The sequence below is a fragment of the Mycobacterium sp. GA-1199 genome (assembly GCF_001500045.1).
Classification (GTDB): domain Bacteria; phylum Actinomycetota; class Actinomycetes; order Mycobacteriales; family Mycobacteriaceae; genus Mycobacterium.
Map to the genome: position 1 here is coordinate 56996 of NZ_LQIX01000015.1, position 24845 is coordinate 81840.

Here is a 24845-nt window from a genome sequence, read left to right on the forward strand (position 1 = left end):
GTGGAAAGACTCCCCCGAGCGGCCCCTTAAGATTGGCTGCGTGCAATCGGCCCATCGGCGTGACGTGAGCGTTTACCCTGCGCAATGGGCAAATTTGCGTTTGCTGCCGGTGTTGCAGCACACCGCCGACCGGTCCGGCCGCCGGGGAGGTGGGTAGCGCGTGCGGCGCACTCTCGAACGCGTCGGCATCCTGACGGCGGTGCTGCTGCTCACAGTGATCGCCGCTCCTCCGGCAACGGCGATCGAGCCGCCGACGATCGATCCCGTCGCGGTGCCGCCGGATGAGACCGGGCCCGATCAGCCGATGGAGCAGCGCCGGGTCTGTTCGGCGCCGACGGTGTTTCCCAATGCGAACTTCGCCGACCGGCCGTGGGCGAATGACTACCTGCGGTTGTCCGAGGCGCAGAAGTTCGCGACGGGCGCGGGCGTGACCGTCGCGGTGATCGACACCGGTGTCGTCGGCTCGCCGCGAGTGCCCGCCGAACCGGGCGGAGACTTCGTCGACCAGGCCGGCAACGGCCTGTCGGACTGCGACGCGCACGGCACGTTGACCGCGTCGATCATCGCCGGACGTCCCGCCCCGAACGACGGCTTCGTCGGCGTCGCGCCCGACGCCCGCATCCTGTCGCTGCGGCAGACCTCCGAGGCGTTCCAGACGGTGGGCACACGCCAGGACCCCAACGACCCGAACGCCACGCAGACCGCCGGATCGCTGCGCAGTCTTGCGCGCGCGGTGGTGCACGCGGCCAATCTCGGCGCTCAGGTCATCAACATCAGCGAGGCGGCCTGCTACAAGGTCACCCGCCCGATCAACGAGACCAGCCTGGGCGCCGCGATCAACTACGCGGTCAACGTCAAAGGCGCGGTCATCATCGTCGCCGCAGGCAACACCGGCCAGGATTGCGCGCAGAACCCGCCCGCCGATCCCGCGGTGCCGACCGATCCGCGCGGCTGGAAGCAGGTGCAGACGATCGTCAGCCCGGCCTGGTATTCACCGCTGGTGCTGACGGTCGGCGGGATCGCCCAGAACGGGCAGCCGAGCACGTTCTCGATGTCGGGCCCGTGGTTGGGCGCCGCGGCGCCTGCCGAGAACCTCGTCGCGCTCGGCTACGACGGCAACCCGGTCAACGCGCTGCAGGGCCAGGACGGCCCGATCCCCATTAGCGGAACGTCGTTCGCCGCGGCCTATGTCTCCGGTCTGGCGGCGCTGCTCAAGCAGCGCTTCCCCGCGCTCACGCCGGCCCAGATCATGAACCGGATCACCGCGACGGCGCGGCACCCGGGCGGTGGTGTCGACAACTATGTCGGCGCCGGGGCCGTCGACCCGGTCGCGGCGTTGACGTGGGACGTGCCCGCCGGCCCGGAGCGGGTGCAGTACCGGGTCAAGGAGGTGCCGCCCCCGGTGTTCACCCCGCCGCCGGATCGCGGGCCGATCACCGCCGTGGTCGTCGCCGGAGCCGGGCTCGCGGCCGCGCTCGGGCTCGGCGCGCTGGCCCGGCGCGCATTGAGGCGCCGATGAACAGGATTCTCGGCATGTTCGGCCTGCGATTCACGACGGGCCACGCGATCTGGGCGGCGGCGTTGATCCCTGCGACCATTCTGGTGTTCGCCGAACTGAACCTGCTGTGGCTCGGAATCACGATCGCCGTGCTGATCGGGCTGGGCTCGGTGGTGACCATCCGCGGGTTGCGGATCACCGGTTGGGTGGCCGCGGTGTTCGCGTGGCGGCGCAGGCATCGCGACATTCCGCAGCAGCCGTCGGAACCCGCGGTGGGCGCCACCGTGATGCCGGGTGATCACGTCGCCGTGCGCTGGCAGGACGAGCACCTGGTGGCCGCCGTCGAGCTGGTGCCGCGTCCGTTCACCCCGACGGTGATCGTCAACGGCGCCGCATTCACCGACGACGTCGTCGACACCCGGCTCGTCGAAGAACTCGTCGCCGCACACTGCCCCGACCTCGAAGCCGACGTGGTGTCATCGGGGTATCGCGTCGGCAAAACCGCACCCGCCACGCTGATTTCGCTCTACGAACAGGTCGTCGGCCCGTATCCGGCTCCGGCGAATCGGCGCACCTGGATCGTGCTGCGCGCCCATCCGGAGTCCACCCGCAAATCCTCGCAGCGCCGCGAGTCCGGGGTCGCCGGGCTGGCGCGGTACCTGGTGGCTTCGGCGACGCGGATCGCGGATCAGTTGGCCGGCAACGGAATCGACGCCCGCCCCGCGCGCAGCTTCGACGATCTCGACCGGGCCACCGAGATCAGTTACGAGCGCGAGACGTGGTCGGCGATCAAGGGCCGCAGCACGTTCACCGCGGCCTACACCGCGCCGGGCGGGCCGGACGTGTGGTGGTCGGCGCGCGCCGACCATACGATCACCAGGGTCCGCATCCGGCCCGGTGAGGCCCCCCGCTCGACAGTCCTGCTGACCACGTTGGCCAATCCGGCTACACCGCGCGGCTTTTCGTGTCTGTTCGGCGGGCAGCGGGCGGCCCTGCACGGCATCAGCCCGGTCGGCGACCGCCACTACGAACTGCCGATCGGGTCGGCGGGGGTACTGGTCGGTGAGACCGCCGACCGCTACCCCGTCTACATGCCGTTCGACGACGTCGACGTGAGCATCAACCTCGGCGACTCCCGACTGTTCACCCAGTTCATCGTGCGGTCCGCGGCGGCCGGTGCGGTCGTCACCCTGACGCCGCAGTTCACCGAGTTCGCCGGATACGTCAACGCCAGGATCGGGCGCGAGGCGAAGGTGGCGTGGCCGCATGCGACGACGTATCTGGGCCCGCATCCGGGCATCGGCCGGGTTGTGTTGCGCACCAACTACATCGAGACGCCCCGTCATCGCCAACTACCGATACGGCTGATCAATCCGCGCGAGGAAAGCCGCTACCAGATGGTCCTCGAGGGCTGACATGCGGGCGCAAGGGTAGCGATGGGCGAGATCCAGCGGGTCGAACCGGCGGAGCTCGCCAAGCTTGCCGCAGAGATGCGCGGAACGCAGTGGCACAACCCCGTCGCCGAAGCGGTGGTGCCGCCGGATGCGCTGCCGTCGTCGGCGGCCGCGGTTGCCAATCTGAACGCAAATGCGCAGTCGCTACTCGAGTTTCAGCGGTGGGCCGAGGCCGAGAACCGACGCATCGCCGAGATGCTGCAGATCGCCGCCGACGCCTACACCGAGGTCGACGAGACCTCCGGCCGGGCCATCGAGAACCCTTCTCGCCGGGCAGCGATCGAAGCGATCGCGGTGCCCGCCCCGACGACGCCGCCGCCGCCACTTCCTCATCCGGTCGGCGCACTTCGGCCCCTCGATGCGGCCGGCTACAGCGACGTGCACAAGACACAGGCGGACCTGGTCGCCGGGGACAACGGTGCGTCGCTGAAAACGGCCACGCTGCAGTGGGGCCTGGCCGGCACCCGGGTTTCCGACCACGCGCCGCGGCCGCCCAGCGGCGACTGGGAGGGTCGGGCCGCCGACGCCGCGTACGCCCGGATGGCCGAGTTCGGTGGCTGGCTTCGGCAACTGGCCGAGGGGTGGCACGACCTCGCCGAGGCGGCGGCCAAAATCGTTGCCGCACACGACACCGCGAAGGCCGAGCACGCCGGCATCCACACCGAGTATGTGGCGTTGGAGACCCAGTTGCGCGAGCTCGCGGCACGGGCGACCGTGGGCAACTCCGTCGCGACCTCCCGTGAGATGGCGCAGATCCAGCAGCGGATGGCCGAGCTGCAGCACCGGTCCGACGAGGTACGCCGGGACTATGCGAGCGACGCGACCTTCTCACCCGTCCGACCCGAAATGCCGTCCAACCCGGACACCGCCAGCTCCGCCGTCGTCGGCGGTCCCGGCGGTACCGGCGCTACCGGCGCTACCGGCGCGCAGCCCGGCGGTGAGCTGTCCTCGTACGGCCCGACCGGGTCACCGAAGGGGGCCGATGGTGCGACGCGCTCCGATGCTGCCCCGGCCGGAGGTGGCGCCCTGGCAGGAGGAGGCGCATCAGCCGGCGGTGGCGCCCCGTCGGGCGGTGGTGCGCCATCGGCGGGCAGCGGTACCCCGGGCAGGGGTGCGGCGGCCGGCCGGACGTCGGCGACCGATCCTCGGGTGCGCCCCGCCGCCCTCGGCGGTGCCGGACCAAGCGGCGGGAGAGGCGGTGGTGCTGGCGGCGGTGGGAGGCCGGCGACGCCGATGTCGGCACCGGTGACCGCGGAGACGGTCGCGCCCGCACCGACCGGGCCGGGCGCGGCGGGCGCCGCACCGGGATCCTCGCCGGATGCCCGCGCGGGTACGGCGATGGCCGGCGGTATGGCGCCGATGGCGCACGGCGCGGGCGCCCAGCAGGGCAAGGAGAAGCGACGCGATCCCCGGCTGGCGCCCGACGAGGATCTCTACACCGAGGACCGACCGTGGACCGAGGCGGTCGTCGGCAACCGCAGGCGCAGGGCGGACCGCGAGAGTCGAGACGCCACGTGACCGAGGATATGCATCCCGACGTCGCCGCCGTGCTGCGGCAGGCGCAGCAATTGCAGTCGCTCATGGACGATCAGCTGCACCGGATGAACTCGCAAACCTTCACCGGCACCGATGAATCCGAGACGGTGCGGGTGACGCTGGACGGTCATCACAACGTTACGGGCGTCGTCATCGAGGACGGCCTGCTGGGTCTGGGAGTCGAGGAGGTCCAGAAGCGGCTCAACGAGGCGCTGCGCGAGGCGACGGCCGCGGCCGGCGCGTCGCTGCAGGCCGACCGGGACCGGATCGACGCCGCCGTCGCCGACATCACCGATCAAAACCGCTAGCGCACACCCTCTTTGGCGTACACCACGCGGAGCACGTGGGCCACCTCCGGCCCCATCACCGTGTCGGCGAGCTCGCAGAAGGTGGCCACGAATTCCGGCCCGTGCGACGGCGCCACCTCACACAGGTGGTGTGCGATCTCGTGCAGAACCACCAATTCCCGCAGCGCCCACCGGGTCTGGACCTCGGGTACCGCGATGACTGCACCGCCGTCGTCGTCGACCTCGTAGTGGGCGGCGCCGGCTCCGCGCCTGGGCCGCACACCCAGCGGAGCCACCCGTGGCCACCGTGCCCGCACGGCAGGCAGCGCCAGCACGTCGTCGACATATCGCTGCACCGTCTCCACCGAGGCGAACCGCGCCTCGGGCGGCAACGTCAACGAGGTCCCGAAGAAGTCGATGACGCGGTTGCCGCGCTCGGCGGTCCTGTCGAACAACGTCCGGACGAACTCCTCGGCGGCGTACACCTTCGCCCGTTGGGTGTCGCGCGGCGTCACGTCTCCCCGGAGCCGCGGCGTCCGTTGCCGGGCAATGCGGAACGGGCATTCGCGAGTTCGGGGCTGGGCCCCAGCCTGGCCTTGCGGCCCGCGCGGTCACCCGCGCGGCGGGCGGCCGAGGAGTAGCCGGCCGTCGCGCTGGTCGCCCGCCACGTCCCACGGGCCTGCGACGTGTCGCGGTAGAAGTCGCGCAGCTCGAGGTCCTTGTCCCGCAACGCGATCGCGGTGCCCGGCTGGCTGTCGCGGCTGTTCGTGGCCTCCCGGCGTGCCTCCTCACGCGCCTCGACCAGCCGCTGGCCGATGCGGGCGCCGAACGCCAACTGGAAGTTGATCCGCGCGGTGATGGTGGGCGTGGGGCGGTGGGCACCCGATTCGATGTAGGCCTGCGAGGCCTTGACCATCTGCATGACCAGGCTGGCGTAGAGCGCATGGCTGGCGTCGATGTCCTCGGGGAAGCCGTAGGCGTAGACGAACGTCGAGTTCGACGCGACGTCGCATTTGACGTCGTTGGCGTGTGCGATCACGGTGAACAACTGCACATACGTCCGCAACCCTCGGCTGCCGGCGTTGCCGATCGTGATCGTGCGCTGCACCGGCATCTGCGCCTTGGTGCGCTGATCGGAGTGCGACCGCGCGACCGCCAGATCGATGGAGGTGGCCGTGGCCAACCGCTGCGCCGCGGCCATGAAGGCATCCGCCTCGTGCGGGTTGTCGGTGCCCTCGGCCTGACGGAGCAGGGCGGCGATGCGGGCCAGCATCTTGTCGTCGCTCATGGCGCCAGGTTAGGGCTGCTCGGCGACGAAGCGGTCCAGGGCTTCGACAACCTGTGGAGAAAGCGGGTCTTGGGAGGCGTAGTTGGCGACGTTGTCGCTCGGGTCGTCGCGCAGCACGTGGTTGACACCCTCGAGTTCGACAACCGTCAGCGCGGTGTGCCGCAGTGCGTCGGCGAGGGGTCTGATCGAGTCGCACGACGCCTGCGCGTCGGAGTCCGAACAGGTCAGCAGGACCGGCGTGGCTGCGGGCACCGCGGCCGCCAGTGTCAGCGGGTCGATCTTGTCGGCTTCGACGACCGCGTTGACGTTGCCCGGGTTCAGCATCGCGCCGAGGCCCTCGGGCAAGTGCGCGGGGACCGTCCCCGTGGTACGGACCTGCTCGACGGCCGCCAGCCACGCGGACAGCGCCTCGGGAGTGGCGTTGGCGCGTACCCGGTTGGTGATGATGTCGAGGTAGCGGCCGGGCAGGGGCTGAAGAAGGCCGAGCGCGTGGATCTTCGGAGCCTCGGCGTCGGTGTCGCCGGCCAGTGTCAGCGCGTGGATGGTGCCTTCGCCCACTGCGTAGACGGAGATGCGGGAGTCGTCGGTGCGCGGCTGGTCAGCCAGGAAGCGCACCGCGGCTTTCGCGCCCGTGGTGTACACCGAGCTGACCACCTCGGTGGGGCGCTGGGCGTAAGGGCCGAGGCCGGTCTGGCCGGTGCCGACCTTGTCGTAGCGCAGGCTGGCCACGTCGCGGTCCGACAGCAGTTCGGCCAGTTGGCGCATGTTGCCGACCGGCCCGGCGACCTGGTTGTCGCCGTTGCGGTCGGTGGCGCCGCTCTCGGAGATCAGCAGTGCGGCGGGCCCCGTGCCCTCGCCGGTCTCGTGCCGATAAGTGCCGTGGACGGTCAGCCCGGCGGCGGTGAAAGTGACGTTCTCGTCGACCCATTGCACATCGCCCGACGCCGAACATGCCGACAGCACGACGATCAGTGAAAGCACAACGGCGACAACCGCTTTCAAAGCTTGGCCTCGATCCACGAGGTGACGTCGTCGAGCACGAGGTCACGCTCGGGCTCGTTGAAGACCTCGTGGTAGAGCCCGGGATAGACCTTCAGGTGCGCGTCGGTCGATGCGACACACGACAGCAGATGGCGGCTGCCGGCGACGGGGATCAGCTTGTCCTGCTCGCCGTGCACCACCAGCAGCGGCGCGGACAGCGCGGACGCCCGTTGCGGCATCGTCTCACCGACCTTGATCAGCGCCTTGGCGACTCCGGCGGGGAGCTTGCCGTGGTGCACCATCGGATCGGCCATGTACGCGGCCACCACGTCGGGATCCCGCGACACCGCTTCGGTGGGCAATTGCTCGACGGGCAGCCCGGGCAGGAGGCCGCCGAGGACCTTGGCGACCGTGATCATGACCGGCGACACCCCGTCCTGGGCGTAAACGGCCGGCCCCGACAGCACCATCGCGGTGTAGTCCTCGGGGTGCTCGACGCCGTAGGTGAAGACGACGCCGCCGCCCATGCTGTGGCCGAGGACGATGCGCGGCAGTCGGGGGTGCTCGTCGGCGGCGATCCTCACCAACGTGGCGAAGTCGCCGGTGTACTCACCGATGTTGCGCAGATGAACCCGTTTGCCGCCGGAGCGGCCGTGGCCGCGCAGATCGAGGGCGTAGGTGAGCAGACCCGCGTCGCCGAACCGCTGCGCGACGTGGTCGTACCGGCGGGCGTGCTCGGCGTATCCGTGGCACAGCACGACCACGCCGCGCGGATCCCCCTCGGGAGTCCAGACGTCGTAGACGATGCGCACACCGCCGATACCGTCGAAGCTGCGTTCGCTGCGGGTCGTGGCCACGCAGCGAGACTATCCGTTGTCGGAGCCACTGATTAAGCTCGGCGGCGTGACGGTCCTGGCCCACGACGTCGACGACAGCAGCGCCGAGGATGCCTTCCTGGCCGATGCCCAGCGGTATCGCCGTGAACTGCTCGCGCACTGCTACCGGATGACCGGTTCCCTGCACGACGCCGAGGATCTGGTGCAGGAAACCTATCTGCGCGCGTGGAAGTCGTACAAAGGCTTCGAAGGTAAATCGTCGGTGCGCACGTGGTTGTACCGGATCGCCACCAACACCTGCCTGACGGCGCTGGAGAGCAGGCAGCGCAGGCCGCTGCCGACCGGTCTCGGAGCCCCGAGTTCGGATCCGCTCGACGACATCGTCGCGCGAGAGGAGGTGCCGTGGCTCGAGCCGCTGCCGGACCAAGCCGACGACCCGGCTGACCCCTCGGTCATCGTGGGCTCTCGCGAATCGGTGCGGCTGGCGTTCGTCGCGGCACTTCAGCACCTTTCACCGCGCCAGCGCGCCGTCCTGGTGATGCGCGATGTGCTGCAGTGGAAGGCGTCCGAGGTCGCCGACGCGGTCGGCACGTCGACGGCGGCGGTGAACAGCCTGCTGCAACGGGCGCGCGCGCAGCTCGACGCCGTCGGCCCGAGCCAGGACGACGAGCTGCGGCCGCCGGAGTCGCCGGAAGCCCAAGACCTGCTGACGCGCTATATCGCCGCGTTCGAGAGCTACGACATCGACAAGCTGGTCGAGTTGTTCACCGCGGATGCCGTATGGGAGATGCCGCCGTTCGACGGCTGGTACCAGGGCCCGGAGAACATCGTGGCTCTGTCGAAGACGCACTGCCCGGCCGAGGGTCCCGGCGATATGCGATTCATCCCGACCACGGCCAACGGCCAGCCCGCGGCGGCGTTGTATCTGCTCAATCGGGAGACCGGGGTACACGAGGCCTTCCAACTGCACGTGCTCGACGTGACGGCCGGCGGCATCGCCCATGTCGTGGCGTTCCACGCCACGACCTTCGCCCCCTTCGGGCTGGCCGATACGGCCTGACCTACGGCTTGCGGCCCAGCGTGTATTCGTCGATGCTCAGCCCCGCCTTGGTCGCTTCGGCGCGCTCATGGGCGATGTCGTGCCGGTAGCCGAGCACGACGCTGGTGATCAACGCGATCGAGATGACGCCCTCGGCGATGAAGAACGCCGCGAAGTCGATGAGCGAGCCGATCGGCGGGCCGCCGGGCACGGCGTTGCGAAGAGGGATCAGCGCGAACAGGATCGCCGCCATCATCGAACAGGCCGGCAGCACAAGACCTCTGCGCCACCGCAGCGCGTAGTAGGACGCCGTGACGGCCGCCGCGGCCAACCCGAGCATCAGGAGCATCACGAACACGGCGAACACCAGCGTCGGGGTGCTGCGATGCAGGAAGAGATCTGCGTCGACGCTGTCGCCTTGGACGTCCGGATCCGGCGCCAGCGCGACCCGGAAGAACGAGTCGTTGTTGAACACGGTGAGCGTCGCGGGGAGCACGGTGCCGTCGTCGGCCGCGATGCTGAGGGCCATGAACGCGCTGTAGCGGTCGAAGGGGTAGTCGGTCGGGATACCGACCATCCCGAACTTCTGCTCGATGACGGGAACGGCCTCTCCGCTCGGCAGGTCGACCGAGAGGTTGGTGAAGGAGTTGCTCAGCAGCTTGGTGTCCAGGTTCAGACGGCCATCTGAACCGGCGTACTTTCCGTTGGCCGCGATGTCGGTGACGGTGGCCGCCACGGTCGTCGTTTCCGTGTCGACCCGGTTCACCCACACGGTCAGATCGATCCGGTCGGGCTTGTCGAAGTCGCCGAGCTGCAGACCGTCCTCGGCCCAGTGCCTGCTGGACGCATAAAGGGCAAGGCTGACCGCCATCAGCAGCACCACCGCCAGGGCGAAAACGGCAAACGCACGCACAGCGCGCCATCGCGGCGAAGGTGTGCTCATCGCCGGGCAGCGTATTACGAAGGGGACGCTCGAACTGCGCTCGACTCACGCGATGCTCGACGACAGCTGTGCCGGTGACGGACCGAAGCCCCCATCTGCGCACTTCACAGCGGAGTTGACACCTGTTCTGCAACGTGTTCTATAGTCGCGGCCATGAAGACCAAGGGCGCGCTGCTGTGGGAGCTCAACTCGCCGTTCCGCATCGACGAGATCGAGATCGGTGATCCCGTCGCCGACGAGATTCAGATCCGCGTGCACGCCGCGGGCATGTGTCACTCGGACTATCACCTGACCACCGGCGCCACTCCGATCGGCCTGCCCGCGCTCGGCGGGCACGAGGGCGCCGGCGTCATCACCAAGGTCGGTAAGAACGTCACCGGACTCGAGGAGGGCGACCACGTCATCCTGGCGTTCATCCCCGCATGCGGCGAATGCGCACCATGCCTCAAGGGGTACCGCTCGCTGTGCGATCGGGGCGCGGTACTGCTCGGGGGCAAGGCCATCGCCGACGGCACGTCCCGCGTTCATGCCGGCAGCACCGAGGTCTCGCCGATGAACCTGCTCGGCACGTTCGCGCCGTACATGACCGTGCACAAGGATTCCGTCGTCAAGATCGACAAGGACATTCCGTTCGAGTCGGCGGCCCTGCTGGGTTGCGCGGTGCCGACGGGCTTCGGGTCGGCCACCAACGTCGCCGAGGTGAATCCCGGCGAGACCGTCGTGATCGTCGGCGTCGGCGGCATCGGCATGAGCGCACTGCAGGGGGCGGTGATCTCCGGTGCCCGCAACGTCGTCGCGATCGACCCGAACGAGTGGAAGCGCGAACAGGCGATCAAGTTCGGCGCCACGCACGTCTACCCGTCGATGGCCGAGGCGATCGCGCCCGTCATCGACCTCACCCACGGCGTCATGGCCGACAAGACGATCATCGCCGTCGGTGAGATGAAAGGCGAGTACATCGAAGAGGCCCTGACGCTGACCACCAAGACCGGCACCTGCGTCGTGACGGGCATGGGCTCGATGATGGACGTCGACGTCAAACTCAACCTGTTCCTGTTCACGATGTTGCAGAAAACGTTGAAGGGCAACATCTTCGGCGGCGGTAGCTCGCACATCGAGACCCCGAAGCTGGTCGGCCTGTACAAGTCGGGCCTGCTGAACATCGACGACATGGTCACCAGGACCTACCGTCTCGAGGACATCAACTCCGGTTATGCGGACATGCTCGACGGCAAGAACATCCGCGGCGTCGTCACCTACGACGAAGCGGACTGGTAGCCAGCCGGTCCAGCACCGCCGCCAGCACCTCGTCGAACGCCCGCAACTGTTGTGGTGTCAACCCCTCGAACACCGTGCTGCGTACGAGTTCTGCGTGTCCCGGCGCCGCCCGCTTGAGCGCGACGAGCCCACCGTCGGTGATCGAGACGCTGGCGCTGCGCCGGTCGTCGTCGCTGCCGTGGCGCTCGAGCAGCGCGCGCCCACGCATCCGTCGCAGCTGGTGTGAGAGCCTGCTCTGCTCCCACCCGAGCGCCTCGGCCAGGTCGTTGATGCGCTGCGGTCCGCGCTCGTTGAGCGCGACGAGGACCTCGTAATCCGCGAGCGACAGCTCACAGTCGCGTTGCAGTTGCCGGTGCATGGCGGTCTGCAATCGGCTCGTGACCGTCAGGTACCTACGCCAGACCTCTTGTTCGCGCCTCATCAGCCACACGGAATACATGACACATCATCTATGTTGTCGCGTCCAGCAGCCCCACCTAGGCTGGGCGCCGAGCGAGAGGTAAGCCATGACCGCCCCCACCGTCGACATCCGCCGCGCGCACGACCGCGCGAGGACCACGATCTCCTGGCTGGACTCCAAGCATTCGTTCTCCTTCGGCAGCCACTACGAGCCGGAGAACACCCATCACGGCTTGCTGCTCGTCAACAACGACGACATCGTGAAACCGGGCGCCGGATTTGACACCCATCCGCACCGGGACATGGAGATCGTGACCTGGGTGTTGCGCGGGTCGCTGGTGCACCAGGACTCCACCGGACACTCCGGCCTGATCTATCCCGGCCTGGCACAACGGATGTCGGCCGGCCGCGGCATCCTGCACTCGGAGAAGAACGACTCGTGGACCCTTACGGGCGCCGAAACCCATAGTGAGCCGGTGCATTTCGTCCAGATGTGGGTCGTTCCCGACGAATCGGGGATCGACCCCGGCTACCAGCAACTCGAAATCGATGACGAACTGCTGCGCGGCGGCCTGATCACCATCGCCAGCGGTATGCCCGAACACCGCGACCAGACCGCGATCTTCATCCGCAACTCCTATGCCGCCCTGCACGGAGCGCGCATGCGGGCCGGCGACAGCGTCCAACTGCCGCACGCCCCATATCTGCACCTGTTCGTGCCCCGCGGCGAGGTCACACTCGAGGGCGCGGGCGCCCTGGGTGAGGGCGACGCCGTTCGCTTCACAGGTACCGGTGGCCAGCGCGTCACCGCCACCACGTCCGCCGAGATCCTGGTCTGGGAGATGCATGCGAGTCTGGCTGCGGCGTAACGCGGTTGCCTGCATAGCCGGCGTGATGGTGGCGACGGGCTGCGCGTCGGATCCCGGGAGCGCGCCGTCGCCGGACCCATCCCCGAGTGAACCCCCAGCCACCGCGGAGGCGACACAGGGCCTGGCTCCGGTGACCGTCGCCGTCGACCCGGCCCTGGCCCAGGCGCCGTTCGACGAGACACGCCAGGCGCTTGTCCCCGCCGGGTGGTCGATGTCGGTGTGGGCGCGCGTCCCGAAGGCGAGGCTGGCCGCGTGGGCGCCCGACGGTGCGCTGCTGGTGTCGCAGCCGAGCACGGGTGGGGTGGTGCGGCTGGACCCCACGGATGCGCGACCTCGCCAATCGAGGGTGCTCGCGGGACTCGACCAGCCGCACGGGCTGGCATTTGCGGGTGACACGCTCTACGTCGCCGAAAGCGACCAGGTCGATGCCTACACCTACGCCGACGGCGCGGCGACCGATCCCCGCACGATCGCCCCGGACCTCCCCGACGCGAAGAGTCCGGACCTGCAGGGCGCGTACGCGCACGCGCTCAAGTCCGTCGCGATCGGCCCCGACGGCAGCGTTTACTTCTCGATCGGCTCGACCGGCAACATCACGGCCGCCGATCGCGACGCCGATCCACCTCGCGCCACGATCATGCGGGTCCCGCCGGGAGGCGGCCCCGCCGAGCCGTTCGCGACCGGTGTGCGCAACGGGACCGGCCTGGCGATCGCGCCGGACGGAGCGGTGTGGACCGCAGTCAACAACCGCGACAACGTGGCCGACCCGCAGACCGGGGAGGTCCGCCAGGAATACGTCAGCCTGCATCCGCCGGAATCGGTGGCGCGGTTGACGCCCGGCCGCGAACTGGGCTGGCCCTTCTGCAATCCCGACGGTGGGCCCGCGCGCCTGCCGTTGATCCGCGACGTGCAGACCAACGCCGACGGCAGCCGCCTCGACTGTGCGGCCCTGCCGCCCATCGAGCAGAGCCTCGGCGCGCACGCCGCCCCGCTGGGGATGAGCTTCACCGACGGCGCGTTACCGGCCCCGTATTCCAGCGGCGCCCTGGTCGGGGTGCACGGGTCGTGGAACCGGGAGCCGCCGTACGCGCCCGAGGTCGCGTTCTTCGGCTGGCACAACGGAGAACTCGCCGACAAGCAGACGCTGGTCGGCGGGTTCCAGTCCGAAGACGGCTCGCGATGGGGGCGTCCGGTCGCCGCGGTGGTCGGGCCCGACGGCGCGGTGTACGTCACCGACGACTACGCCGACGCGGTCTACCGGGTGGCCCCTCCGGGGCGTTAGCGCGCTCTCGGCGCTCCCGTCCCGCGCCGTCCGGTTATCGCCACGTAGATCCCGATCAGGATGATCGCGACCACTAGGCCAATGACGAACGGGATCGGGGAGAACATCTTGTCCCCGGTTCCGAACATCGCATTGGAGATCCATGAGCCGAGCAGGGCTCCCACGGCACCGAGTAGGACGGTGATGAGAACACCGACGTTCTGCTTACCGGGCAGAATCAGGCGCGCCAATGCGCCGAGGATGGCGCCGACGACGAGTGCGACGATGATCGTCCACATAGGTGACTCCTTTTGTTGCCGGCACTGACTGCGCCGTCATTAGCAGACAGTGCCCGTCCTGGTCTATTCCTAACCTCTTGCTATACCTCTTGCTATCGAGCACCTCCCAACCGAGACCACCTCGATTGCACCCCCGCGGGAATCGGGTCGGACCGGAAGCGGACTATCGCGACGCGCCAGCAACCTAATTGTGATGCAACTGCGACTTATGTTGACGGTGTTGTAGTTGTGAATATTGTTGTGTTTGTATCTTCGGCGGTGGGAAAGGGACGTGCGTGTCGAGCACAGCAGCAAACATCCGGCGTTTCGCGGCATCGGCCGCGACGCTGTTGATGTGCGCGGTGTTGTCGACGACCGGGGGTGCGCCCGCCGCGAACGCCGCCGGCGCACGCGAGATGCTCTCCAACGCCATCGCCAACACCCGCGGTTCCTATCTCGTCTACAACTTCGGCGGCGGCCATCCCGCCCCGATGCTCAACGCGAGCGGCGGCTGGTACGAGACCGCCAGCGGCGGGCGCCTGATGATCATCAAGTCCGCGTCCACACGGCTCGCGCCGCGTCTGCTGGTCGACTCCCACAGGGGTTATCAAGCGCGTTGTGAACGCGATCCGCGCGCCCGCACCGGGGAGGGGTTGGTGCAGGCGTCGGAGATCTTCACCCCGCTGCAGGCCTGGCAGGCGCTCGGGCAGCCGACGATCGCGATCAACGCCAACTTCTTCGACGTGCGCGGCCAGCAAGGCGGTTCGTGGAAATCGACCGGATGCAGTTCACCGTTGGGCGCCTACGTCGACAACACCCGCGGCCAGGGCAGGGCGAACGTCGCGGTGACCGGCACCGTCCCCTATGCGGGCAAACAGGGGTTGTCCGGCGGCAACGAACACTGGAAAGCGTTGTCCACCATGATCCTTCCGGTGGGCGGAGCGCCGTACGTGGTGCCGCCTGCCGGCCCCGACGATTACGACGCGGCATCACCGGTGGTGCATCGGCTGGTGGACGAGGGCGTGCGATTCGTCGCAGTCGCCGGTATCGGCCTGCTCGCGCCCGGCGACACCGGCCAGCTCAACGACGGCGGGCCGAGCGCGGCGCGTACCGCTCTGGCATACGCCAAGGGCAAGGACGAGATGTACGTCTTCCAGGGCGGGAGTTACACCCCTGACCAGATCCAGGACCTGTTCCGCGGGTTGGGTAGTGACACCGCGATCCTGCTCGACGGCGGCGGTTCATCGTCGATCGTGCTGCGTCGCGACACCGGCGGCATGTGGACCGGCGCCGGCGTGCCCCGCGGATCGTGTGACACACGGCAGGTGCTGTGCGATTCGCGCGAACGCGGATTACCGAGCTGGCTTGCGTTCAACTAGGCCGCGGCGCTGGCGGACCCTTCGCCGGATGTGCCGCTGTCCGCGCCACCGGTGCCGGTGTTCGGAGAGTCGTTGTCCGGCTTGGCATGTCGCGGTGACGACCCCGGGATCGCCCTGACCGGCTCGCCGTTGTCGGGCTTGGCGTGCTTCGGGCCGGACTTGGCGCCGGCGTTCGGGCTGAACTTGTTACCCGGCTTGTAACCCCTTTTCGACGTGTCACCGTCCTTGTCGGTGCCGGTCTTGGCTTCTCCGGTCCGGGTGTCACTGACCCTGGTGTCACTGGACTTGGTTTCACCGGGCTTGGTTTCACCGGACTTCGTCTCGGTGGATCCGGTCTCACTCACCGTGGTGTCACGGTCGTCCTCGTCGGCCTTCACGTCCTCGGGCTGGGTCTTCTCGGCGACGATCGCTTGCTCCACGGGCGGCTGCGCGACGGTTTCGTCCCCGAGCTTGTCTGCGACGACGTCGTCTTCGGGCTTGTCTGCCACGACTTCCCGGATGACGCCGTCGCTGATCTCGTCGGTGGGCTCCCGCTCGCCCTCCGACTCGTCGGTGACGAGGCTGAGCATCCGCGCACTGGAATCGGGCAGGTCGGTCGGCGACGGGCGTTCGCTTCCCTCCTGCGCGGCATCCGGCAGGACATCCTCGGTGGCCTGCTCCACGGCCTCATCGACAAGGTTCGTCAGCACACTGGTAGGCGTTGTGCCCAAAAGGGATCCGCCGGTGAGGAACCGGAGCAGACTGGTCAGGACGTTCGGTGTGCCTATTGTCGGGTTGCCGCTGAAGAACTCCTTGAAGATGCCCTGGACCAACTGGGTGAAGATGACGCCCGGCACCTGGGCCCAGTCGACACTGGGGAACGACATGAACGCCGTCGGGTCGCCGGCCTCGGTGAGGGTGCGCGTGTATCCACCCGTCTCCTCGTCGTACTCGACGTCGGTGTAGCCGAGGTTCACCAGGCTGGTCAGCGCCGGGGCCAGCGCGTTGGCCACCATGCTGAACGGGTTGTAGCGCGCGATCGCTCCGAGCGTGACGAGGTTGAGCACGTCTGCGGCCAGATACAGCGGCTCGAGCAACGGTAGGGTCGCCGAGCGCAGCGTGAGATAGAGGTTGACCGCAAGCGGATCGCCGGCTCTGATGCGCTCCGCGAGGTCGTCGAGCTGCGCCAGCTGCTCGGGGTCCAGCGTGACGCCGCGAAGCATGTAGGTCGGGAGCAGCCCCGCAAAAAGGTTGTTGGCCAACGAGAACGGGTTCGGCCATGCTGCGAAGTCGCTCAGCAGGTCATACTGTACCGTCGCGTCGATCTTGATCGGGATCAGGTTCGCGCCGCCGACGGAGAGTCCGGTGCCGGGCACCGGCAGGCCCCCGCTGTAGGAGGCTTCGGTTTCCGGGGTGACCGTCTTGATGCCGGCAAGCCCGAAGAGCGGATAGAAGCGGGCGAACATTCCGCCGTTGGCTCGTCCGGGATTGCGCAGCAGGATCATCGGGAGAATCGTGATGCTGCCCAGGAGCGGATGTTCGTCGGCGTTCTCCCCGCCCGGTTGATTCACCAGGTCGGCGACGATTCGCTCGTAGGCCGCCCCGGCGGAGAAGGCGCCGAGGCCCATGCTCAGGACCACGGGGACCCGGACCTCGACGGCGTCGATGTCGGGGATGGGCGGCAGCAGGCCCCGCAGCAGGTCCGGGATAGGCAGCTTGTCGAGTACCGAACTCAGGCTGACTTCCGCGTCGAGGTACGGGGTCTTGTTGACCTCTTCGGCGATGGCGTTGGGTAGGCCCGGCACCCAGCCGAGGTCGACGCCCAGCAGCTTGAGGACCGTGAAGACCGGGCCCGCGGTGATCACGTTGACCGGGCCGGGCAGGTTGGAGAGGTTGAAAGGGTCGCTGAGGTCGAGTCCGAGTAGACCGAGCAGGCCGTTGAGCGTACCCGGCAGCGAGTCGGCCAGCAGTTCGCTGAGCTGCTCCTCGACGCCGGGGGTGAGTATTCCGAGCGGGTCGATGAGCGCACCGGCGACACCCAGCACATCGATCGGGATCGCACCGATCACGTCGTTGAGCAAACCCGGCGGAATCTCCCCCAGCACGCCACCGAGCAGGTTGTCGAGCACCGTCTCCGGGTCGGCACCGGCCGCCTGTGCGAGCACGGCAAGGTTGAAATTCTCGACCACCAGACGGATCAGTACCTCGGCGGCGACCTGGCCGAGGTCGTACACCGCCGGGCCGAGGCCGAACGTGAGGTCTGGGATCTCATCGGGTCCGGGCCACTGATTCACCGCCGCGGCCAGGTTGACGTCGACATCTACCACCGTCTTCGAGTCGTCACTCGGATCGGGTAGGGGTGCGGCACCGATGGTGAGCGCGGTTGCCGTCGCGGTGGCGGCACCGATCGCGGTGATCTTCTTGGAGCTCCGGCTGCGCTTGCGATGTCTGCCGTGTTTGCCAGCCACTGATCCGGTCCTTTCGAACGAAACAGCTATTTACGTGACCGTAACAGGCAGGCTCTCACGCTGAGACGATTTGAGCAAATTCCTTTGCTCGGTAAATAAGTGCACTTATCGTAAGTGGGAGCTTTGTCGGCGGAGCCGGCGTTCACCGGATGAGGACGCTGCGCGCCGCCGCCGATGTTTGCCGTGCATACCCACCACCGAACAGCACGACGTGGGCCAACAGCGGATAGAGCTGATGCAATCCGGCGCGACCGCGCCATCCCGTCCGCAACGCCCACACCGATTGGTAGCCCTCGATCACCTCGTCGAAGTAAGGACAGCCGAACAGGGCAAGCATCGCCAGGTCGGCCTCACGGTGACCGCCGTGGGCGGCGGGGTCGATCAACACCACACCGTCCGGTGTCCACATCACGTTGCCGCTCCACAGATCGCCGTGCAGGCGGGCGGGTGGCCCGTCGTCGTCGAAATCGCCTTGTTCACACGCGGCCGTCACCGCGTCGATGGCCGCGTTGCACTCCGCGTCCAGTCGGTCGGCCGCGGCGCGTGCCATCGGGGCCAGCCTCTCGCGTGCGTAGAACGCGCCCCAGCGTTCGTGTCCCGTCAACGACATGGGCAGCGGTTCGTGCATCGGCCCGAAGAACCCGGGCCCTTCCCATCCGTCCGGCGGGGCTCCGAAGGCGGCGGCTCCGGCGTCGTGGGTGCGCGCGAGGCGGCACCCGAACTGACGCGCCGCGGATCGGCTGGGGCCGACACTGCGCAGCCGTTCCAGGGTGAGGCTGGTGTCGTCGTACCCGAGCACCGTCGCGCACGGCGCGCCACCGTCTACTGACGAAAGCCATTGCAGCCCAGCGGCTTCGCATGCGAAGAAGCCCATTGGTGCAGAGGCGTTGTGCTTGACGAACTCCATGTGGGTCAGGGTTGGCCGGACACCCGACGCAACACGGCGTCGCGCACGCGGGTCGGCAAGTTGGGAACCACGGCAACCTGCAACTTGGGGCCCAGCCCCACCACATAACGCGCTCGGGGGCGGCGCGCGGTGAGCGCCTGCTCGACCACGGCGGACACCTTCGCGGTCGGCACGGCCATTCGCTGGGCAACCGGGACCATCTTCTTCATGCCCGCGATGTGCTCGGCGTACAGCGCACGGTGCTCCGGGGAAAGAGCGGCCTCGGCTTCGACCACCATGGTGTCGGCGGTACGCCACATGTCGGTGTCGGTCTGCGCCGGCTCGACGATGACGACCGGTATCCGCCACGGCCGCAACTCCATCCGCAACGCATCTGCCGCCGCCTCGAGCGCGAACTTGCTCGCGGCATAGGCTCCGAGCAACGGCATCGAGAGCCGGCCGTTGACGCTGGAGATGAACGCGACCCGACCACCGGATTCTCGCAGCCGCGGCAGTACCGCCCGAGTGAGCGCCAACTGCCCGATCACGTTGATCTCCAACTGCTTTCGCCACTCATCGGACGTCACCGTCTCCATCGGGCCGCTGACGACCACACCGGCGTTGTTGACCACCGCGTCCAGTTGCGCAGGCAGGACGTCGGCCAGGGCGGCGATGTGGCCGGCGTCGGTGACGTCGAGGAGCACCGGCGAGACCCGGTGTGGATTGAGCGCGGTGAGCGCCTCGGCATCCGATTCCGTGCGGACACCGGCGAACACCTGCCATCCACGCGCGGCCAGGTGCTCGGCGATCGCCCTGCCGATTCCCCGTGACGCGCCGGTGATCAGTACCGAAGGCATACGGCAAGACTAGCCTCGGCCCCGCCTGTCCCCGACCCAGAACAAGACCCCGCTGAGCGCCACCAGCGCCGCGGCGAGCCCGATGATCGGCGCGACGGTGAAGCGGGTCATGGTCGCACCCACGACAGCCCCGGCGCACATCGTCAGAACCACGCTGTAGCGCAACTTCTCCCGTTCGCCGGTGCCGCCGGCCAACCGGCTGTCGAAGCCGATCCGCACGATCGTCGTCGTCAACACGGTGGTCGACAACTCCTGGATGCCGAACTGCTGGGCGCTCGAGTTCTGCACGCCGAACGCCACGGCGAGGCCGGCGATGAGCAGCAGTTTCGTGTTGTCCTCATAGTCGAGCACGCCGGTCCCGGCGAGCACCGACAGGACCGCGAGCAGCACGACCTCGAAGGTCATCGTGCTCGCCAGCCACCGTCGGACGTCGGTGCCGAGGTGGCGGGTGAGCCGGCCGCTGAGCACCGCGCCCGCGACGAAGCCGGCGAACGCGACCAGGGCGGCGGTCACGTCCACCCCGGAGTGCGGCACCAGCCAGAATCCCAGGAAGATCACGTTCCCGGTCATGTTCGCCACGAACACGTGGCCAAGTTTCAGGACGCTGACCGCGTCGACCAGGCCGGTCGCGAACGTCAGCGACAGCAGACAGGTGATCGTCAACCGTTGCGAGACAGGGGATTCGACCGCCACGCGTCAGCCTCCCGACTACAGCTGCGGTGTCAGATCCAGCGACGTGATGGTCGACATGTTCGTGATCAGCCACTTGCCGTCGCGGCGATCCATCGTCAATCGGTAGGACAGGTACCGCAGCGAAGGGATGTTCTTGCTCATCGGGCTGGTCGCCACCGAGTTGGTGTAGACGATCGCGGTGGCCTCGTCGGGGGTCAGGGTTTCCACCGCCGCACCGAGCACCTGCGTGGTGTTGGTGACCTGCGCTTGTTTGTTGGTCGCGACGATGGCGTCGATGTACTTGCGGTACTCGTAGGCGAAGTCGCCGCCGAGGAACGCCGCCGACCGGTCCGGCAACGTTTCCATGTTGTCGGGCGTGTAGGTCCACAGCGTGGAGATCGCGCTGGCCGCGGTGCGGGCCACGTCGAGTTTGGTGTCGATCTCGGCTCGCTCCGACAAGTAGGGCTGCAAGGTCGACGCGGCGAACGCGGCGGCACCGACGAAGAGCACAGCGGCCGCCACCGTCGCCGCAATGAGCCGCCTGCCCGCAGGCCGGTGGGGTACGAAGCGCACCTCCTGCGGCACGACGGCGGACTCGTCCGCGGGATCGTCCACTGCGTCGGGTGCTGCGGCCTCTTCGGGTGCTGCGGCCTCTTCGGGGGCTGCGGCCTCAGATTCGGAGGCGGGTACCTCCTGCGTCGCGCCCCGACGTTTCGCCTTGCCGACCGGCCGGGGTGCGCGCGTATCCGCTACGGGTGCCGCCTCCTGCGTCTCGGCCGCGGGCGGATCGGTTGCGGGTTGCGTCGTTTCCTTCGGCCGACGACGAAGGAAGGACCACCGACTCCGGCGCGGTGCCGAGCTGGATTGCGCCGAGGTGGTCAGATCACCTGGATCAGCTGGCTGATCTTCCACTGCTGTCCTTCCTTGATAGCCGTTGCTATCCAACGACTTCCACTCTCGACTGTCGATTTGCCGTCTGGCCCTTTGGCGGAAACCTTGGTCGCGACCAAGATGTCGGCGCTGCCGTTGTCGTTCCACCGCTGCACACCCGCGGCGAGCACGGATCCGGTGGTGGGCTCCGCTTGCGCGACCTGGATCAGGATTTCGTTCTGCTTCTCCTTGAACATCTTCGCGAAATCGCCCGTCCCCTGCCCCAGGATGCGCTCCACGTAGGCGTTGGCGTTGAAGGGGTCCAACGACGTGTAGTCGGTCATGAACTCGCTGACGTACACCAGCGCGGCGTGGTCGTCGGCGACCGTCCGGCGATTGTTCTCGTGGCTGACCAACATCAACGATCCGGCCGCGATCGCGGCCGCCATCAGAAGTGACACCGCGGCGGCGATGATCGGCAGCCCCCAGCGGCGTGGCTGCTTCGGATCGACCTCGAAGAAGTCCCGCTCGTCGGCGTCGACTCTGCGCCGCGGACTCATCGGCCCTGCGCATTCATCTGCGGCCGCTTCAGCACAGTGAGATCGGCGACGCGCCACTGGCCGTCACCGGATTTCGCGAACTCGGCCTGCACGGTGGCGGTGATGAACTTCAGCTCATTGGGGTTGTCGCCGCGCTGGCCCTGCAGCGCCAGCAGCATCTCTGCGGTGTCCGGTGTCGCTTTGAGCACCGCGCTGCTGACCGCCCAGTACTCGTTGGAGGTGACGCCCGCGCTCTGCCCGGCCTTCTGCTGCTCGATCAACTGCTCGCGGTAGCCGTCGGTGGTCAGCGACTGTGCCCGCTCGAAATCCTGCGCCATGGTGTCGCTTTTGAAGCTCAGCATCTGCTCGACGATCCGCGGGCCCTGTTCGGTGATCTGTTCCCTGGTCTGCTCCACCGCGCGCTCGTGCCGGTAGACCACCCAGTAATTCACCGCTACGGCTGCCACGCAGGCCAGCGCGGCGACGATCAGCACGACGGCGGTCAGCTTGCGGACGTTGCGCTCCGGCGGATCCACCGGACGCACCTCGGTGCGCAGCAGGAGGTCGGCGAAGGTGCGGCGGCGCCGGTCCCACAGCGGCCACAGCCACCCGATGAACAGTGCCGCGGTGTCGAGCAGGTGCGCGACGTCGCGCAGGAGCAGCCGCCACGCCCCCGGGGGAGAACCGTCCCGCGTGCGGACCGCGATGCCCAGTACGGCACGCCCCAGCGAGAAACCCAAAATCGTCGGCAGCACGAGGCGATTGATCGCCATCGCAAGCACGACCACCCCGATCGCCACCAGATATCCCCACCACAGCGGGCTGCGCTGCGGTGCGGTCAGCGACACCAGCGCCAGCGTCGTGACCACCGCGAGCCCGATCAGGACGTCGACGGCGAATGCGCCGACCCGCGCCGACCACGGCGCGGCCGGTTCGTCGACGGCCAGGTCGGTGTCCGTCGAGTCCGGTGGTGCTTCGATCACTGACGTCACGAGGTGACCTGGTCGAGTTTGGCGATCTTGTAGGTGCCCTCCTCGTCGGGCGCCATCTGCACCCGCAGCCGATATCCCTGCTCCTGATCGGCGACATCGGAATTGGTCACCTTGACCCGCACGGCGACGAGTACGTCGAACGTCCCGTCGTCGTTGTGCTTCTCCACGGCTGCCCGCATGTCCGACACCTGCACCTGGACCTGAGCCGCCTGATAGGCCTCGGCCAGCACACCGGCATACAGCGAGGACTGCACGGCGAAGTCACCCGTCGAGCATTCGATGATCTTGGACTGGGCGGCCGTCATGGCCGCGGTGTCGGGAGCGTGCGTCGCGGCCACACAGTCCTTTGCCGCCTGCAGGGCGGCGGCCTCGGCACGATCGGCGGCCGCGACCTTCTGGTCGTTCCGAAACAGCAGGTATCCCGCAACGCCGCCTGCGGCGGCCAACAGCAGCAGGGCCGCGCAGATGCCGATGGCCATACCGCGTCCGATCCTGGACGGGCGGCGTGGCGCGTCACCCCGTTCTACGGTGTCCGGTTCCTGTGCGGATGCGCTGTCTGCAGGTACTGCTAACGGCTCGTTCGGCGTCTCATCAGCATCGGTGGGGTTCAGCCGGCGGGTGCCAGCATCTCCTTCCATCCGTCATCTCCTGGGTTGCTCGAGTTGCTGACGTTGTATCTCACGCCGTCGGGTCCGACCACCTGCCCGCTGGCTGGGCTGTAGACCGCTGAGGAACCGGGTGGCCCTGGTGCCGGAGTGTAGATGCACGGGTTGGGCTGCTGTCCACTGCAGGTCACGGTGCCCTGCCCTGGCGGGCTCAGCGGGTCGCTGATCGGGGCCGTGACCCGGGGCGGCGGCAGGTCGCTCGCCGGTGCCGGGTTGGTGCCGTTGTTGACCGAGGGGGCCTGGATCACCCCGCGCCCGGGATTCACCCCCTGGTCGCAACGCGCCGCGGGCGCCGGGCACGACAGGACCTGGTTGGGATCGCCGTACCACGGGTTGGTGCCCAACGGCACATACGGTTCGTCGCTGCGGCACTCCTCCGGGGTGGCCGCGCGCTTACCGGGAACGTCGACGCACGGATAGTTGCGCGCACCGCGAACCACGTTGGCCTGGTAGTCCTTCGGGATCTTGCAGTACGTGCCCTTGGGCAGCGGGGCCATCGAGACGTCGGCCGGCGCGCGCCATTCGGAGGCGGGCAGGAAGCCGGTCAGACACGGCGGTGGCTGGTTGATCGACAACGCCAGCGGCAACTGGCCGACATCTTCGAACAGCAGACCCGCCTGGGCGACCGATGAACCCTGCGGCAGCATCACCAGGACCTGTTCGAGCCCCTTGTGGTAGCGCTTGAGCATGTCGATGACGATCGTCAGATTCGCCAACGTCTGCGGCAACGACTCACGCACCCCACCGAAGACCGCGTTGACCTGATCCAGCGTCGGCGCCGCCTGCTGCAGACCACTGCGCAACGCCGGATCCTGCTCGGCGGCCTGCGCGGCGATCACATTCAGATTGCGCGACCACTGCTCGATGTTGTCACCGGAGCGCACCTGACTGTCCAGGATCGGCCCGGCGTTCTCGATGATGTCGTTGACCTGAGGCAGGTTCTCCTGAAAACCCTGCGCGATATGCGTCGTCGAATCGACCAACCGCTGCAGCGCCGGGCCCAGACCACCCACCGCCTCCGAGGTTTCGGTCAGCAGCTTGTCGATCTTCTCCTTCGGCAACACCGCAAGGCCCCGGTTCGCCGCATCCAGGGCGGGCCCGACCTCGCTGGGCACCGTGCTCTCGGTGATCGTCGAACCGGGTTCCAGATACTGTCCCGGGTTACCGGTGGAGACGAGGTCCAGATACTGCTCACCGATGGCCGACACCGAATGGACGTTCGCCGTCGCATCAGCGGGGATCTTGTAGCGGTCCTCGATCCACATCACGGCCACCGCACCGCGCTCGGTCGGCTCCACCGAGGTGACCTTGCCGATCTGCGTACCGCGATAGGTCACATTGGCCGTCGCATACAGTCCCCCCGAACGCGGCAACTCAGCCCGCAGCTCGTACTGCCCGATCCCCACCAGCGACGGGATGCGCAGGTAGTACCACCCCAGCACCACCAACGCGATCACCGTCAGGATGGTGAACAACACCAACTGAATCTTGATGAACCGGGTCAGCATGACTCATCACCACATCCCACCCTCGAGCCGTCACAGTGGTGGATGCCCTGCGCGTCCACCATCCCCCAGACGTCGGTCCTCGC

The 24845-nt window shown here is 68.1% G+C and carries 25 protein-coding genes; 9 read left to right on the forward strand and 16 right to left on the reverse strand.

The features are described 5' to 3' along the window. The first annotated feature begins 160 nt into the window (after positions 1-160). From mycP to AU198_RS12675, 4 genes are read left to right on the forward strand one after another with little or no spacing between them, the layout of a single operon-like run. Positions 161-1519: a type VII secretion-associated serine protease mycosin gene (mycP, locus tag AU198_RS12660; RefSeq protein ID WP_064348487.1), complete on the forward strand. Its 1359-nt coding sequence runs from the start codon at positions 161-163 to the stop codon at positions 1517-1519. Next, the gene (gene eccE / locus AU198_RS12665) at positions 1516-2913 is read left to right on the forward strand and encodes a type VII secretion protein EccE (RefSeq protein WP_064348488.1); all 1398 of its coding nucleotides are present in this window, start codon (positions 1516-1518) and stop codon (positions 2911-2913) included. The genes mycP and eccE overlap by 4 nt, the downstream gene beginning before the upstream one ends. Before the next feature lie 21 nt (positions 2914-2934). Beyond that, entirely contained in the window at positions 2935-4470 is a 1536-nt protein-coding gene (locus tag AU198_RS12670) for a PPE domain-containing protein (protein WP_064348489.1), read from the forward strand. Further along, entirely contained in the window at positions 4467-4796 is a 330-nt protein-coding gene (locus tag AU198_RS12675; RefSeq protein ID WP_156431586.1) for a YbaB/EbfC family nucleoid-associated protein, read from the forward strand. The genes AU198_RS12670 and AU198_RS12675 overlap by 4 nt, the downstream gene beginning before the upstream one ends. On the opposite strand, the gene AU198_RS12680 is transcribed toward AU198_RS12675, so the two are convergent. Genes AU198_RS12680 through AU198_RS12695 form a run of 4 tightly spaced genes read right to left on the reverse strand, consistent with a single transcriptional unit; the run spans position 4793 to position 7901 of the window. Beyond that, the gene (locus AU198_RS12680) at positions 4793-5290 is read right to left on the reverse strand and encodes a TIGR04338 family metallohydrolase (RefSeq protein WP_064348490.1); all 498 of its coding nucleotides are present in this window, start codon (positions 5288-5290) and stop codon (positions 4793-4795) included. The two genes, AU198_RS12675 and AU198_RS12680, sit on opposite strands and share 4 nt — an antisense overlap. Continuing rightward, complete coding sequence (locus tag AU198_RS12685; RefSeq protein WP_064348491.1) at positions 5287-6063, reverse strand: DUF2786 domain-containing protein; 777 nt, start codon at positions 6061-6063, stop codon at positions 5287-5289. The genes AU198_RS12680 and AU198_RS12685 overlap by 4 nt, the downstream gene beginning before the upstream one ends. A 9-nt stretch (positions 6064-6072) precedes the next feature. Beyond that, positions 6073-7044 carry an alpha/beta hydrolase family protein gene (locus AU198_RS12690; RefSeq protein WP_231744660.1) on the reverse strand — a complete coding sequence of 324 codons (972 nt, stop codon included), beginning with the start codon at positions 7042-7044 and terminating at the stop codon, positions 6073-6075. Between the two features lie 17 nt (positions 7045-7061). Further along, positions 7062-7901 carry an alpha/beta hydrolase gene (locus AU198_RS12695; protein WP_064348493.1) on the reverse strand — a complete coding sequence of 280 codons (840 nt, stop codon included), beginning with the start codon at positions 7899-7901 and terminating at the stop codon, positions 7062-7064. A 16-nt stretch (positions 7902-7917) separates the two neighbouring features. On the opposite strand from AU198_RS12695, the gene AU198_RS12700 reads away from it, so the two are divergent. After that, the gene (locus AU198_RS12700) at positions 7918-8940 is read left to right on the forward strand and encodes a sigma-70 family RNA polymerase sigma factor (protein ID WP_064348494.1); all 1023 of its coding nucleotides are present in this window, start codon (positions 7918-7920) and stop codon (positions 8938-8940) included. Position 8941: 1 nt separating this feature from the next. Here AU198_RS12700 and AU198_RS12705 read toward each other — a convergent pair whose 3' ends face one another. Next, positions 8942-9862: a DUF8686 domain-containing protein gene (locus tag AU198_RS12705; RefSeq protein ID WP_064348495.1), complete on the reverse strand. Its 921-nt coding sequence runs from the start codon at positions 9860-9862 to the stop codon at positions 8942-8944. Between the two features lie 153 nt (positions 9863-10015). Between AU198_RS12705 and AU198_RS12710 the strand changes: the two genes are divergently transcribed. Then, entirely contained in the window at positions 10016-11140 is a 1125-nt protein-coding gene (locus AU198_RS12710; RefSeq protein WP_064348496.1) for an NDMA-dependent alcohol dehydrogenase, read from the forward strand. Here AU198_RS12710 and AU198_RS12715 read toward each other — a convergent pair. Next, on the reverse strand, positions 11115-11579 hold the full coding sequence (locus tag AU198_RS12715) for a MarR family winged helix-turn-helix transcriptional regulator (RefSeq protein ID WP_064348497.1): 465 nt from the start codon (positions 11577-11579) through the stop codon (positions 11115-11117). The genes AU198_RS12710 and AU198_RS12715 overlap by 26 nt on opposite strands. Before the next feature lie 67 nt (positions 11580-11646). Between AU198_RS12715 and AU198_RS12720 the strand changes: the two genes are divergently transcribed. Together AU198_RS12720 and AU198_RS12725 are read left to right on the forward strand one after the other, a co-directional pair. After that, positions 11647-12408, forward strand: coding sequence for a pirin family protein (locus tag AU198_RS12720; RefSeq protein ID WP_064348498.1), 762 nt, complete (start codon positions 11647-11649; stop codon positions 12406-12408). Further along, on the forward strand, positions 12386-13690 hold the full coding sequence (locus AU198_RS12725; protein ID WP_064348499.1) for a PQQ-dependent sugar dehydrogenase: 1305 nt from the start codon (positions 12386-12388) through the stop codon (positions 13688-13690). The genes AU198_RS12720 and AU198_RS12725 overlap by 23 nt, the downstream gene beginning before the upstream one ends. Here the strand turns inward: AU198_RS12725 and AU198_RS12730 are convergent. Next, a complete protein-coding gene (locus AU198_RS12730) occupies positions 13687-13968 on the reverse strand; it encodes a GlsB/YeaQ/YmgE family stress response membrane protein (RefSeq protein WP_064348500.1) in 282 nt (93 codons plus the stop codon). The genes AU198_RS12725 and AU198_RS12730 overlap by 4 nt on opposite strands. 332 nt (positions 13969-14300) lie before the next feature. On the opposite strand from AU198_RS12730, the gene AU198_RS12735 reads away from it, so the two are divergent. Continuing rightward, entirely contained in the window at positions 14301-15326 is a 1026-nt protein-coding gene (locus AU198_RS12735) for a phosphodiester glycosidase family protein (RefSeq protein ID WP_082690994.1), read from the forward strand. Here the strand turns inward: AU198_RS12735 and AU198_RS12740 are convergent. From AU198_RS12740 to AU198_RS12780, 9 genes are all read right to left on the reverse strand, one after another. Further along, positions 15323-17773 (reverse strand): alpha/beta hydrolase family protein, encoded by a 2451-nt coding sequence (locus AU198_RS12740; RefSeq protein WP_064348502.1) that lies wholly within the window; start codon positions 17771-17773, stop codon positions 15323-15325. The genes AU198_RS12735 and AU198_RS12740 overlap by 4 nt on opposite strands. Before the next feature lie 142 nt (positions 17774-17915). Next, the gene (locus AU198_RS12745) at positions 17916-18680 is read right to left on the reverse strand and encodes a fructosamine kinase family protein (protein ID WP_064348503.1); all 765 of its coding nucleotides are present in this window, start codon (positions 18678-18680) and stop codon (positions 17916-17918) included. Positions 18681-18685: 5 nt separating this feature from the next. After that, positions 18686-19516 carry an SDR family NAD(P)-dependent oxidoreductase gene (locus AU198_RS12750; protein ID WP_064348504.1) on the reverse strand — a complete coding sequence of 277 codons (831 nt, stop codon included), beginning with the start codon at positions 19514-19516 and terminating at the stop codon, positions 18686-18688. 9 nt (positions 19517-19525) lie between these two features. After that, entirely contained in the window at positions 19526-20209 is a 684-nt protein-coding gene (locus AU198_RS12755; RefSeq protein ID WP_064348505.1) for a YoaK family protein, read from the reverse strand. A gap of 15 nt (positions 20210-20224) precedes the next feature. Continuing rightward, a complete protein-coding gene (locus AU198_RS12760; protein ID WP_064348506.1) occupies positions 20225-21100 on the reverse strand; it encodes a hypothetical protein in 876 nt (291 codons plus the stop codon). Continuing rightward, positions 21067-21618, reverse strand: coding sequence for an Rv1363c family protein (locus AU198_RS12765; protein WP_064348507.1), 552 nt, complete (start codon positions 21616-21618; stop codon positions 21067-21069). The genes AU198_RS12760 and AU198_RS12765 overlap by 34 nt, the downstream gene beginning before the upstream one ends. Continuing rightward, entirely contained in the window at positions 21615-22589 is a 975-nt protein-coding gene (locus tag AU198_RS12770) for an RDD family protein (RefSeq protein ID WP_064348508.1), read from the reverse strand. Before AU198_RS12770 ends, AU198_RS12765 begins: the two co-directional genes overlap by 4 nt. After that, positions 22586-23227 (reverse strand): Rv1363c family protein, encoded by a 642-nt coding sequence (locus tag AU198_RS12775; RefSeq protein ID WP_064348509.1) that lies wholly within the window; start codon positions 23225-23227, stop codon positions 22586-22588. Before AU198_RS12775 ends, AU198_RS12770 begins: the two co-directional genes overlap by 4 nt. Next, positions 23197-24762 (reverse strand): MCE family protein, encoded by a 1566-nt coding sequence (locus tag AU198_RS12780; RefSeq protein WP_064348510.1) that lies wholly within the window; start codon positions 24760-24762, stop codon positions 23197-23199. The genes AU198_RS12775 and AU198_RS12780 overlap by 31 nt, the downstream gene beginning before the upstream one ends. Between the last annotated feature and the right edge of the window lie 83 nt (positions 24763-24845).